Below are 12,789 nucleotides of genomic sequence, written 5' to 3' on the forward strand. Positions count from 1 at the left end.
GACGAGACTTACAACCCGGTACCCATGTTTGCCATACGCGCCATGAAATAACGGGCATGGTTGGAACAGGTGCGTATGCCCTTCTAACGAGTACACAGACCTGTTAACCTTCCCTACGCGTTGCCCGGAGCATTTATCACCATCACCAGAGCCTATCAGTAAGCTGACTGGCATCATGTGAGGTCAGGTAAAACTCTGAAATTAACTCACCACACCCGCCAGAGAAAGCCCCTTCAGCCCTCTGCCCTTGCTGAGGACGGCGCGCGCGTAGCGTCATCAGATGTTCTACGGGAAAAAAACCATTGGTGAAATTTTGCGAAAGCTGTGTGAATGGAAAAACATGAAAATAGTCGAAACAGGATGCTACCCTGACCATATTCATATGTTGCTCGAAATTTCTCCCCAAATTATATTGTATAATTTCATTGGATAGTTAAAGTATAAAATTAGCTTGACAACCTATGAACAGTTTGGCGGTTTAAAATTCAAATAGCGCAATTGAGAATTTTGGTGTCATGGGTATTATGTTGGTACAATTGGAAAGAACAAGGCTAAGATTCAGGACGATATTAAGCATCAGCTTGAGTCTGACAAACTTGACGACCAACTAAGTCTATCGTGCCCGCGTAGCCTGTATACGGGGCGTAAGTAACAAAAATACAAATATCAATTTGCAAAAACGCCAACTAGAATACATCTGAGGCCCTCTCGGCATAACCGAGGGGGCCTTTTATTTCATCAAACATTCAGGACAGTCTTACATTTCCGGCGGCAGTTCCTGAAGTTCCTTCCAGGTGAACACCGGGCCGTCCACACAGGCATAGCGCCCGTCGATGTGGCAGCGGCCACAGATGCCGATGCCACACTTCATGCGCTTTTCAAAGGTGGTGACGATGTTCTCGAGAGCAAAGTTCAGTTCTCCCAGAGCCTGCACAGTAAACTTGATCATGATGGGCGGCCCCGCAAAGCACGTCCACGCAGTTTTTGGGGTCGGGGTTCAGTTCTGTGAGCACGTTGGGGATAAGGCCAACCTTATGTTCCCACCCTTCAAAGGGGGCGTCAATGCACAGGGTGCACAGGTCGTCACGGCGCAGCAAGTCTCCGGTTTCATAGCTGAAGGCCATGTCGCGGGGGGGGCGAGCATTTACAATGGCTTTAACTTCTTACGTAGATAGGCCATTGTTGATGCTTTGCTGTAGACAACTTTGGAGTCAGCCCTGACGCGCTCCTTCGGGACTTTTTGTAAGTCGTCTTCATTACTGAATGTCTTTGCGGAAATAAGGCCATTGGTAATCCGTGCCAGTTCTGCTCTGAAAACCACCTGGGGTAAGGCCACCTGGACTTGAAAAACTCCTCTGAACCAATGCCCTTGTGGAACAAAAAGGCTGGGGAGCAATGAGGTCACATAATGAGACTCTACACGCTCAATTTTTGCTTGATCCAGTGCATAAAACTTGTGCGCTCATAAGCAACCTTTTTCCCAATTCTTACCCTTACTGATGGTCCCGTCCCCATGGCATCAGCATTGGACACGGTTTTGGGGGCCAGAAGGCCCCCCATGCATTTGGAAGCAACATCCCGCGTGAAGACTGGTGGGAGTTCTTTTTCCAAAGCATCGAAAAATCGATCTGTGCCATAGAGATTGGTGATGTGCGTGCGATGTGACCGCATGTGGTTACCTCATCGGGTTAAATTGTGTGGTGGTGGGCATACTATATAGAGAAGGGCAGTAGAAATTTGGTTTTCCTACTGCCCTCAGCATCAGAATTTCCGCACACTCGCACACCACGCACACTACATTTTCTCAGTTTCAAAAATCATTATCTTCAAGGGTCTGATACTCAATTGAATATTTTCCTCCTGTTGGCTGAAGATTATCCATGGTGTCAGGCACAGACTCGTCATACAGCTTGCCCTTAATAATGGCGAACCCCCTGGGCCGATTGTCGTTGCTACCTTGCCAGAACTGTTCTCGGACTTCACCGTCCTTGGTCAGAATCAGCAGCCCTTTCTCTTTCAGATTGGCGACAAGAGCCTTGTACTGAAAATCTTTGCAGATCTCGGCTACTGTGTATGAACGGGGGATAAAAAAACAGTCTTGGTTATCAGTAGTGAGCCTCTTGACTGGGTAGGTATCGCCAACTTGCCCGTAAAACTCAGCGCGGGCCTGAGACAGGAGCCTATTTGTTGCTTTTTCAATCTCAAAGTCTACCGCACCATTTCTGTCCCGGAGCCACCAGTCAAAGCAATGCTTCATAGCGGCCTTTGCTTCTCCAGCCGACCATGGCAGTATATCTAGACGTATGGCAATTTCACCTACACCCGCCAGGAAGGCAAAATGATCGGCTACCCGCTTGGATTGTGATGACAAGGTGATGCGGTCAAGTCCGTCAAGGAACTTGTCCATGTGTCCATTGGTCGCGTCACAAATCCCGTCCTTGTCATCTTTGATGTGTTGAATCATAGCCAGTAATGGGGCACCGCGATATTCCTTACTGTTTTGCACCAGCATGTCGGAAAATTCTCCGGCAGACATGCCGTCAGGCACAATCGTGAATATACCGTGATCTGTGCCGCCGTCTGCAAGGATGCTGATGACACGCACCTCATGCCCGGCCATGGCTTTGTTTCGATACCCCTGGTCAGCACGATCAGATATAGACACTTCGCCTGAAGACAGAAAAATCAAATACCACGTCGGCACGCGACGACTGACACCGGTCTTTGAGGAGCGTGATTTCCCCTGGCCATTGGCAAGCATATAGGCTGCCTGGGCCACGACATCAGGGTCACATTGGTTGATTTCATCAAGCAACAGACAGTTGTCGTTATGTTGCTCAGCGATGCCTTCAAGGCCATTGTCTGTTGTCCGCCATGATTTCAGTTCTCCACCAGTGACAGAACCCGCAATATAAAGGTTCGTAGTCTTGCCACTGGAAGAATAGCCGAAATAATGGATGCCAAAGCCCGAATGCCTCATAAACGTCAACAGGGGGCCAGAAAGGGCTGCAATGATGGTCAGCTGCAAAAGTGGATTGCCTTTGCAATATAGTCCTATATGGCTTTTCCACTCTTCAAGTGTGCCCTTTAACTCAAACAGCTTGGACGCCAATGGAAAGCGGGAGCACAGGTACTCGCTCTGGCCGTCCTGACTCCCCAAATCAAACGGTACGAATTTGTTGGCCTTTGCAATCCAACCATTTTTTTCAACGATCAAAGCCCGTTGCTTTGGGATTGCCTTGTTAAGGTATTGCAGGAGACGCTGACGGGGCGGCCTGCCAGGTTCCAGTAGCAAACCAGCTTCCGACAAGAGCGCAAGAGCTTCTTCGCCTGAACCGTTTAAGGATGTGAAGGGCACGAGGCACTGATGAAGTATGCCGTCAGGGTCGCGCACTTCAATGATTTTTGACCAACTGCAGTTTTCGGCGTCACGGGCAGAGGCCTTTACTTCAACTGGTGAAGAAACTTTTTCATAAACGGTTTTATCACTGGCATCTGGATAAAATACAAGCCCTTCTGGCAATACGGCAAAGGCATCAACTCCGGAGGACTCAACGAGCTTCCGTCGATAAAGATCCATAGGGCATTTTACCCGGCAGTCGCCTGAACAGGGGAAATCCTTGCGAATCTCTTTGCAGGTGATTGGTGAGTAACTTCTGGCGTTATTCAGTTTTTTCTGGGCCTCTGCTTCATGATACCGCAGAGGATCAAATTGACTGTACAGGTGGAACATTCTCTGCCCCAATGCCCCACAATGAGCAAATATTCTGGCAAGCGCGAACCACTGCGGCTCTGAGATTTCATTCGCATGCTGGGCACAGAAGGTCACAAATTCGCATTCTGTTTCAAGGCTTGCAACCTGGCTGCCGGCGTTACGCCTGTCAGCAGTAAGACAAACAAACCTTTTGGCTTGCAAATAGGCTTCTTCCAGCATGGGAGCACACACGAGATCAGCTCGATTTCCTTCACAATTAATATGCCGATCTGATTCTACGATTTTTTCAAAGAACGTAGTGTCGTTACGCATGATTTCATCGTGCGTGACCGGTACCTTGTAGTTGCCATCGGCCCGCTGGATATGCGGCAGGCGTATGAGTTGGCCTTTGCCACCCTTGAAACCGTTTGGGTCGATGCAAAGGTCTTCAGGGGTCAGTTTGCGGCTTTCTTTGAGTGCATTAAGGACTGTGCCATCCCAGAGATTCTTAGTTGTGAACATGTTGAGAGTTTGGCTCAGCATATGCCGATAAATAGCGGGCAACTCAATATCTCCCGATTTTGAACCGATAAGCTCACGGGGGATAACAACATGAAAGCCTTTGCCGCCACTGGCGTAATAGTGCAGATGGCTGGGGTTTATGCCATATTTATTGTTAAGCAGCCTGCTGAAAATACGAACAGCTTTAAGTGCCTTATCAATATCACCCACCTTGCCCAGAGAATTTTCATCATTATCAAGCAGTTCTTTCTTGGCATCGAAGTCCAGCACCATGTCACCATAGCGCATAGGCTGAGGTTTGCCCTTTTCTACAGGCCCGCTGAATTCGTAAATGGAAATGGCGGTATAACCATCACGTACAGCTTCTTTAATGCCTTCTTTTGAAGCAGAGTATTCTCTCCATTGTCGAGGCATTTCCGCAAAATCTGCGTGTTCCTGATCGGCATGACCCGCGTAGACTATCCGCTCTTCCTTCTGCTCTGTCGGCGATCCATTCAAGCTTTCCATGACAATTCCTGATAAGTATGCGTGCGATAGTCGTTCAGTGCCAAAATGGTCTGCATCGGGCTATTACACATATACTAATCAGCAGAAATGTATTTTTTAATTTTGTTTTTGCAGATGTGTGTTTTTGTGCTGTGCGTGGTGTGCGAGCTGTGCGGAATTTAAAGAATCTAACACATTTTTCGTTATAAAATATCAAATATCCTTCTTTGAACGGCAGGTTGGTAGATTCTTCTGATCCATCTATATGCCTACAGATCCCCCCTTAGGGGGATCTGTAGGCATATAGATGGATCGTGAAGATGCCAACCTACCCAATCAAAGGAGAGGGAAAGAATATCGCGCAGGGTACAAGGAAGATGCCTTGGAGCATGGATGGAGTCTCCAGTGTATGTCTACATGCTCATGACCTCACCCCAAGGAGAGCCTATACGTAGCCGGAGGCACCTTTTAACGGGTTTCACTATTCTGCTGCTTGGCTGGTGTCAGCTTCCTCGGGAGCAGTAATCTTGCTTTGAATCCTTAGCCCTTTGTAATGATTGTGAGCGGCTGCCCTCTTACATATGCCTGTAGCCACAATAGCATCGCATACTTCGCCTTGTGACTGACCAGGATGTTTCTTGACATAATCAAGGATGGCCTGATCAATATCCGGCTTATTGCGGGCGGATGCTCTCTTACTCGAATTTTCAATGCTTTCGTCCTTTCCAGCCGGAAGTACTGCCGCAGACAGAGCTAGTGCAGCTTGGTCAATGGGCTGGAAGGTCATGCCGCCGGATTCGTTTTTGATGCTGTATTTAACCCAGCAATTTGTGCTGGATTCAAAGTTGCGATTTTTTGTTACTGTGGCCTCAATCGCATCCTTATTTCTTTTCAGTTGCAGGACGGCGTCTACAGTCATTTCTTTTCCCATAGTCCCGAATGCTGTATCCCCTTTCTTGCCTTGATGATCGACCACTATTGCAGTTTTTCCGTGCTTTCTGCACCAATCATAGAAATTATTGAGTGCTGTGGCGCTGGAAATTTCGCTTGACATACACGAAGGGAAAAATTTGAATAAACTGTCGATAATAATAATGTTTGCCTTTTCAAGGTCGGGCAGCAGGTCTTCCCAACCCTCATCCGTATCTAACCGTATCTCTTTTTTTTCTTGCACTGATGAACGGACTATAATTTCATTTGCGGCATCCTCAGGCAAACCAAGTCCTTTGGTAATTGAGCAAGCACGTTTTTTCAGCCTGTTCGGGGGCATTTCACCATCGAGCAGCAGCACACGGTATTTACGCGAAGGGCATACACGTCCGTTAAGCGCCTTATGTCCATTGGCGAAGGACAAGGCCAACAATAGAGCAAACAGACTTTTTCCTTCGCCACGCCGCGCAATTAATGTCATCTGATCACCCAAAGAAAGCAGCCTTTCCAGGAGTGGCTCTGGATCGCTTTTACCACCAGGCAATTCCAGCAAAGGTTGCCCTTGGGGTAAAATCCCCTGCGGAGGCTCCACACCAAATTCACGGCGGCAGTGCTCTGCGAATTCAGTAAGGCTGCATTCACCATCCGGGAACGCCAAAGGAGAAATATCTTGGGCAAGGTTAACAATATGTTGAATCTGATTTGTTAGTTTTTTAGCTTGCCGTTTCAAAAAAATGGGGGACAACCCCTGCGCCTGCAACGTCAAGAATAGCTTATAAGCCTCATGGCACCCATCAACAGTATTTTCCGGGAAAATAATGGGCGTCATTGACCCCAAGGATGCCCAATCGCTTAATTCAAGAGCACTGTATGTCGTTACTGGCAGCGTTTTCGGGATCCATGCGTGATCATTCTCGATAGTTTCACATATGTCCTCATTTGCGCATATGAGGACATATTTTGATCTACTTCTCAAATCCGCGATGTTCTGCAGACCATAAAGGGGGCAGTTGCTGTTAGGATGAAGCAGGTCAAAAACAACATTGCCATCAAATTTTTCAACAGGTTCCCAAGCAGATATCGGAAGTTTGGTAGTCTTTCCTGATTCATTATAGAAATACACAATACCAAATGCTGTGCTTCCATCCTCGGTAGAGTACCAATATACTTTGTAGCGTTTAAAGCCAAAATCGATCAAGAAAGAATTTTGTATGGCTTGGTGCGCATTTTGTTTGTCTTTGTCCTTCATCAGGACGGAGTAATGGGAGGCCTTCTGGTTGAATAGGTAACGATCTTTTGGGGTAAGAGGTATATCCACACTCTGGAAGATGTTAGAGCAGACGTTTTCGAGAAGCCATCCCTTTTTACATTGAAAAAGTGGGCCAAGGTAATATCCACCCGATGCAGGGCATTTTTCGGCATCTAAGATGGGTTGCCTATTGTCGTTGCCAATTCCTTGTAGCCGATCAACTCGACGTTTCATTTCAGTAGTATATGCGCCGCAACTTTCTGGATATAAGGAAATAGCAGTATTATCGGACAGGAAAATATCACTGTTATCTCGTTTTGCATTTTTGTCGATAATCTTTACTATATTTATTACAATATTTTGATTTATTTGAGTTTTACGCCAAAACAAGTCTTGTATAAGTGCATCTTCAACAGAGCCATGCAGGCTCCAAGCTTGATGGCCGAATGCCTTTGGGTAACGCGGGGTAAATTGGCGCATAAACTCTCCATAGGGATAGGCAGCAACCTGCCGCCATTAAAAATCTCAATAGCTACAGCTTCATTTGTTACCTCCAGTGTGTCAACAATTTATGCAGGCCATTGTTGCAAAAAATGGAATGCGGGACACAGGTTAGGCCGCCGCGCATAGCAAAGCGCTTGTCGGGATAGTGTTCGACATGACTATAAATGGCGAATGCTCAGTGTGAGAGGGGCGTGTAGGCCCCTTGCTGAGGAGGGAGAGATAGACTAAAAAAGAGTATGCGGCACAGCGTGTGAGTGTGCCACTCACTGGGGCACCATAACTACCCTACTCTTTTAACTTATCAAGCAATACAGCCAGTTGGTTCGAGTCCTTTTCGCTCCGCTGTCGAGTCCCGCCCTCGGCACCACAAAAACATCAAGGATTACAGCTAGCTAGTTGTAATCCTTTTTTGTTTTTCCTTAGCTTGAAATGCGCCTTTCCGGCCTTTTGACTCCCCAAATACGCCCCATCCCCAAAAGGGTCACAAACGGGGCCACAAGCGAGTCGATTTATGGCGCAGATTGCTTCCCCTAACGCTACCTGCCAAGGGAAAACTCCCACTTTCCTTTGCCTCAAACAGGGAATCTTTTACTATCGCTACAGATTTCCAGAACCATTGCGGCAACGCATGTACCATTCTGAAATTCGTATCAGCCTGCGTGGCTATCGAGCTCAGGCACTACGGATCGCACGAATCCTGCACGTTTATTTGCTCAAAATCACGGAGGCCATTCCCTTGCCTTCAGTAGAAGAATTACGCGCGCTTTTGCAACAGCGATTGGACGAAATTCTTGGCGCGCCAGATAAATGCCCGGTTACACGCGACGAAGCCCGCAGACGTCTTAACGGCTACATGCGCTATCTGCTTGATTGCGATGCTCAACCTGATGGACGTATATCTATGAGCATTACGCATCCAGACGGCTCAATGGAAAATCTTGGCCTTGATGGCGCGTTTATGGAGGCTGCGGCAGTACGTCAAAGCGACCTGAACCATGCTGATATTGCCACATGGCTTCCTCTCAGCATCATGGAACTCCTGGCTGAGAATGTGTTTGATCCTCAAGAAATTTGGCATGATAACGCCCTCGGCATAGCCAAAGCCTATATGTCCATGCAGGTTGCTTTCAAAAAAATTCAGGCTGCACGCATTAATGGCGACTATGGGCCAGAACAGGCGTACTACAACGCAGAAAGCACCCCCTACCCTCGTGTGGAACCTAACGCTATTACTGCCCCGCCTTCAGACAAACATCCGCAGCAACCTGCCCTCCTCATTAGCGAACTGATGCAGCGCTACACCACCACACGATTGGCTGACGGAGCATGGAAGGAACACTCCTTAAAAGACCATACAAACCGTTTGGAAAATCTAGTTGACCTTCTTGGGACAAGGCGGCAGTAACTGTTACGCGTGAGGATATGCGCGAGTTGCGTGATACATTACGCAAACTGCCTCCTTCCAGAAAGAAAAGTCCCAAGTATCGCGGTAAAAGCATTGCAGAGATCCTTGCGATGCCCTACAGCACAACTTTGTCAATTAAAACAGTCAACGTTATTGTTGAAGCTATTTCCAGCATGTACGAATGGGCAATCCGCGAACAACTTTTGGCTTTCAATCCAGCAATATGCCGCTCATACGGTATCGTACGGGTGACCGGGGACGCCTTCTGAGCGCGGCGTGCCCCTGCGGTTGCGACCTGCCTCGGCTTGATCGCATTGCCGGACGCTTTGACAATGATCTGCATTTTTCCGGTGGTGACAGATTGTCCATTCATATGCTGGATGAAATTTTGTTCGCTCTGCCGGAAATCCTGGATTACGCAGTGGCCCTGCGTGATGATTTTACGCTTGAATTTTCAGTCTGCGCGGCGCCTGACACCGGCTTTCAGAGTGTCCGGGATGCCCTTGAAGAATGCGGGGCCATCCCCAAGCCCTTCACACTGCATCAGAACGCGCGCCTGCCTCTTTCTCCGGCCAAAAGAGTTATTCAGCGTAATCACGCCGTGTAAGAATCAGGAATTCAAAAAAAACGAAAAGCTAATAACATTTAGAGTGCTCCTGGCAATTCGCGGGCCAGGATCTGGAGGCATCGGCTCGGAAGACCTTTTCAGATCTGTCGAAAAAGAACTACCCCCTGTGGTGTCCAGAGCAAAGTTGGCACGGATCACAGGAGGGCTAATTTCCGTAAAAACTCTCAGCAATGAGGACGCCCTGCAAAAAGGCCCAGGGGAGCGAGTCAGGGCTGGTTCCAAAATCGGCTACAGCAAGGGGCGTCGCCATGGCCTATCTTCGCAAAAAACTAAGGCTACTGTGAGTTCAAGCGGTACTGCCAAGCCCGGCCCCATCAGTCTCATCCACCATATTCATTTTTCGAATTGACCTCATAGCCCCAGTACGCCTGCCACGAACCAACATGCCCAACATCATTCACCATTCGCAGCATTGGGGCTGGCCCGTTGCTCAGCAAAACTTCGCGGTGATTTCCGGCGGCATAACCGTTCGTGACAGTTCAAATGCCGTTAAGACAGGCACCTCAACGATGCCCCCACCGCCATGGGGTTTAGGAAGCTCAGCAAGAGGGCTGACGCCCTGCAACTGCGTCTAGCCTTCAGTATCAAGATTGCCCGTAATGGTGCCCAGAAAGGGCACATCCTGTCGTTTGGTCGCCAGCAGAGCTGCCGCACCGTCACCACCGGAAAATCCGACCAGAATAGCCTGCACCGCTCCTCATATTGCCTTCACCCGGATGATGGCCGCATCAAGGCTATCGGTCAGTGCCTGTCCCAAGCGGGCTGCTATCCAGTAACATTTTATACAGGACCGTCTTTTCTCGCCTTGCTCATACTGACAGGGGACGGTTCTGATGAAAAACTGGCTTGGCCCTAATGAAGAAAGGCTTGGCTGAAGAACTTGCAGACGCACAGGCTCTAAATTCGATATTCTAGTTCTGAAAAATATATTTTAAGCAAATTTTTATTAAAAAAACAGTGCATCACGTTGATATAAGCCATACTGTCTCAAAATAGATGCACTGCCGATTGAGGGGTGTACTGGAGACGCTAACGGCAAGTTCAGCGATGCGCGCTTAATTTAAAATGAATTTTTATTTGTAACTGGCACTCGCAGGCAGCCCAAAACAGGCGGAAGAATGACAGTCAGAGATGACCACACAACGTTTAACTGGCTGACGTTTAGCAAGTTCCAAAGCGGGTGCCCCACTAAGTTACTAATCGTATTTGCTGCGAGCCTAGATCATTTTCCTTGCGCTTGCAGGGATCATTAATTGCCCTAATTGCAGATTCGCAGGTTGCTGCATCGCGTGAAAATTGCACAATCACCCCACCGATCCGAGTAAAAATTACTCAGGTTGGTATAGTAATAAAAAAACTCGACTGATGAATACTCGAACAGGTAGTCAGCCGAAAGTGCGCAGCCAACTATAAAGCATGTTTTACTATTGCGTCTTGACGAAACTCTATCTCGAATTTTTTCAACGATAGTGCCGCTTATTCAGTGGCATTATTTTTGCTCACCGTAGATATGGCAATACGGTTGCCATTGCTGGATCCATAAATACAACTTCAAGGGTGGACAGGACAGACATGCCGAGCACTTTACCCCCTGGCAAAAGCATAAACACTACTAGCTCAGACTGCGGTTCATCCGTTAACCGTGAAATTCTCGTCCTGAAACCTCTTCTCAAGCCTGGCCTTATTCTCAACGATAAATGGGAAATTCTTGAGCATATCGCCTCCGGCGGCAAGGGCGACGTTTACCGCGCTCATCAGAAAAGTCTCCATCGGAGTGTGGCGCTGAAGGTTGTTTCCTCCAGTTTTTTAGACTCCCTTAAAGATGATATAAGCGAACTTGAAGCCGAGCGTGAACGTTTTCGTCGCGAAGTACGCGTTATGGCGAGTATTCGCCATCCTAATGTTCTTCAGGTGATTGATTTTGATAGATGTTTTGTTGATGGCGGAGATCTGGAATATATTGTTATGGAGTATATTCCCGGTCCTACGCTTCGCGGCACAATGCCTGAACAAGGGTATGGCATGGACAGGCCTGCAGTCGCAAGTTGGCTCAAACAGTACTTTATGCCTGTTCTGCAAGGGTTAATTGCGGTTCATGATTCCGGGGTCATTCACCGTGATATCAAACCAGAAAATATCATGCTTGATGGTTCCACCCCCAAGATAGCCGATTTTGGTTTGGCCAGGGCTCAGAATCAATCTCGCATGACCCAGACTTTTCATGTATTGGGCACAATTTTTTATATGCCCAAAGAGCAGTTTGAAGACGGAGCATCTGTGAATGCCCGGGCCGATATTTACGCTCTTGGCAAAATTCTTTTGGAGCTTGTGCACGGCAAGGTCGCCAACAAAAACCGGATGGCCTTCAAACAGGCAAAACTTGATTTGAGCCTTTGCCCTGCTGAGGACAAGGACTTTTTTCAAACGCTCAACAGCATCATCCAAAGCGCTACCGCAGAAGAAGTTCAGGAAAGAACGCTTGATGCTATAACCCTGTACCAGGATTTGGACACGCTTGTCGGCTATAGTGAAGAAGGGTTTGAGGCGGAGGGAAAGCGTAATCTCAAAAAAGGGCTGCGTGCACTCTATGCAGCCTTGGGGATTGTCGCTATGGGGGGGATGGCCCTGCTCTTACACCATCTGTTGAATCAGCCCCCCGAGCCAGCTACGGAAGCTCCGGCTCAGGTCGCGCAGGCCGTTCAGGAGACTCAAACAGACCGATCGACTCGCCTTACTCCTGAAGACCAGAGGATTCCTCCTGCACGGCCCGCTGATAATTCAAGCGGCAGTAACCACCCCAAGTCGCAACGGCTTGCTGAATCTGACGGGGCCGTCATGCGTCTGGCGGCCGGGGGTGGCGCATCCTGGGTATCTTCGATTGCCGGACAGCAGCAGGCTGATGCCAAGGATTTTTATATTGAAGAAGGGCCCGTGACCAATGAACGCTTTGTAAATTTTCTTAACTCCGTGCGCGACACGCTCACGGTGCAGAACAGCGTCGTGCAGTCTCCCGAAGGCATTTACATGCTTCTTGGAGAAATCCGCGAAGGCTATGAACCTATTCTGTTTCGTGACGGTGTTTTTACGCTCTCTTCGCCAGAAATGGCACAGCGCCCCGCTGTGCGGGTCAGCCCCAAGGGGGCTGAAGCGTACGCTCATTATTATAACAGGGCCTTGCCTACTGTGCCGCAATGGCTACTGGCCCGTGAAAACGGCCTTGGTCTTGGTGAACCCTACGGCCTGACAGATGAATGGGGCTATGAGAATTCAGACGATGGCCATTTTTTTATGCTGCTGGGGACAGGTAAAGAATCGCTGAAAGAAACAAAGGATATATGCCCACCACTGAGGCAGAAATGGGAAGCTTTTCC

General features: G+C 48.4%; 9 protein-coding genes and 1 pseudogene. 6 read left to right on the forward strand and 4 right to left on the reverse strand.

What is annotated here, in order from left to right:
• Window positions 1-271: 271 nt before the first annotated feature.
• Window positions 272-652 (forward strand): annotated as a pseudogene (gene tnpA, locus QM579_RS12800) (IS200/IS605 family transposase); the annotation flags it as partial.
• Between the two features lie 105 nt (window positions 653-757).
• Here the strand turns inward: tnpA and QM579_RS12805 are convergent.
• The 4 genes from QM579_RS12805 to QM579_RS12820 form a co-directional block, all read right to left on the reverse strand.
• A complete protein-coding gene (locus tag QM579_RS12805; RefSeq protein ID WP_414999522.1) occupies window positions 758-949 on the reverse strand; it encodes a hypothetical protein in 192 nt (63 codons plus the stop codon).
• A 467-nt stretch (window positions 950-1,416) separates the two neighbouring features.
• The gene (locus QM579_RS12810) at window positions 1,417-1,671 is read right to left on the reverse strand and encodes a hypothetical protein (RefSeq protein WP_414999523.1); all 255 of its coding nucleotides are present in this window, start codon (window positions 1,669-1,671) and stop codon (window positions 1,417-1,419) included.
• 139 nt (window positions 1,672-1,810) lie between these two features.
• A complete protein-coding gene (locus QM579_RS12815; protein WP_414999524.1) occupies window positions 1,811-4,723 on the reverse strand; it encodes a DUF927 domain-containing protein in 2,913 nt (970 codons plus the stop codon).
• Window positions 4,724-5,183: 460 nt separating this feature from the next.
• A complete protein-coding gene (locus QM579_RS12820) occupies window positions 5,184-7,361 on the reverse strand; it encodes an AAA family ATPase (RefSeq protein WP_414999525.1) in 2,178 nt (725 codons plus the stop codon).
• Window positions 7,362-7,896: 535 nt separating this feature from the next.
• Here QM579_RS12820 and QM579_RS12825 point away from each other — a divergent pair.
• The 5 genes from QM579_RS12825 to QM579_RS12845 form a co-directional block, all read left to right on the forward strand.
• On the forward strand, window positions 7,897-8,790 hold the full coding sequence (locus QM579_RS12825; protein WP_414999526.1) for a DUF6538 domain-containing protein: 894 nt from the start codon (window positions 7,897-7,899) through the stop codon (window positions 8,788-8,790).
• 17 nt (window positions 8,791-8,807) lie between these two features.
• Window positions 8,808-9,059: a hypothetical protein gene (locus QM579_RS12830; protein ID WP_414999527.1), complete on the forward strand. Its 252-nt coding sequence runs from the start codon at window positions 8,808-8,810 to the stop codon at window positions 9,057-9,059.
• A complete protein-coding gene (locus QM579_RS12835) occupies window positions 9,014-9,397 on the forward strand; it encodes a hypothetical protein (RefSeq protein WP_414999528.1) in 384 nt (127 codons plus the stop codon). Before QM579_RS12830 ends, QM579_RS12835 begins: the two co-directional genes overlap by 46 nt.
• Before the next feature lie 544 nt (window positions 9,398-9,941).
• Entirely contained in the window at window positions 9,942-10,274 is a 333-nt protein-coding gene (locus QM579_RS12840) for a hypothetical protein (protein WP_414999529.1), read from the forward strand.
• Window positions 10,275-10,990: 716 nt separating this feature from the next.
• The coding region (locus QM579_RS12845) for a serine/threonine-protein kinase (protein WP_414999530.1) at window positions 10,991-12,789 on the forward strand (1,799 nt) is incomplete at its 3' end.

Origin of the sequence: Desulfovibrio sp. (genome assembly GCF_047607245.1) — a bacterium.
Taxonomy (GTDB): Bacteria; Desulfobacterota; Desulfovibrionia; order Desulfovibrionales; family Desulfovibrionaceae; genus Desulfovibrio.

What these genes read in the sequence shown, in the direction of transcription:
- QM579_RS12805 (WP_414999522.1), bottom strand. Translation starts at nt 949, where the DNA reads ATGATCAAGTTTACTGTGCAGGCTCTGGGAGAACTGAACTTTGCTCTC.
- QM579_RS12830 (WP_414999527.1), top strand. Translation starts at nt 8,808, where the DNA reads ATGCGCGAGTTGCGTGATACATTACGCAAACTGCCTCCTTCCAGAAAG.
- QM579_RS12810 (WP_414999523.1), bottom strand. Translation starts at nt 1,671, where the DNA reads ATGCGGTCACATCGCACGCACATCACCAATCTCTATGGCACAGATCGA.
- QM579_RS12825 (WP_414999526.1), top strand. Translation starts at nt 7,897, where the DNA reads ATGGCGCAGATTGCTTCCCCTAACGCTACCTGCCAAGGGAAAACTCCC.
- QM579_RS12815 (WP_414999524.1), bottom strand. Translation starts at nt 4,723, where the DNA reads ATGGAAAGCTTGAATGGATCGCCGACAGAGCAGAAGGAAGAGCGGATA.
- QM579_RS12820 (WP_414999525.1), bottom strand. Translation starts at nt 7,361, where the DNA reads ATGCGCCAATTTACCCCGCGTTACCCAAAGGCATTCGGCCATCAAGCT.
- QM579_RS12835 (WP_414999528.1), top strand. Translation starts at nt 9,014, where the DNA reads ATGCCGCTCATACGGTATCGTACGGGTGACCGGGGACGCCTTCTGAGC.
- QM579_RS12840 (WP_414999529.1), top strand. Translation starts at nt 9,942, where the DNA reads ATGGGGTTTAGGAAGCTCAGCAAGAGGGCTGACGCCCTGCAACTGCGT.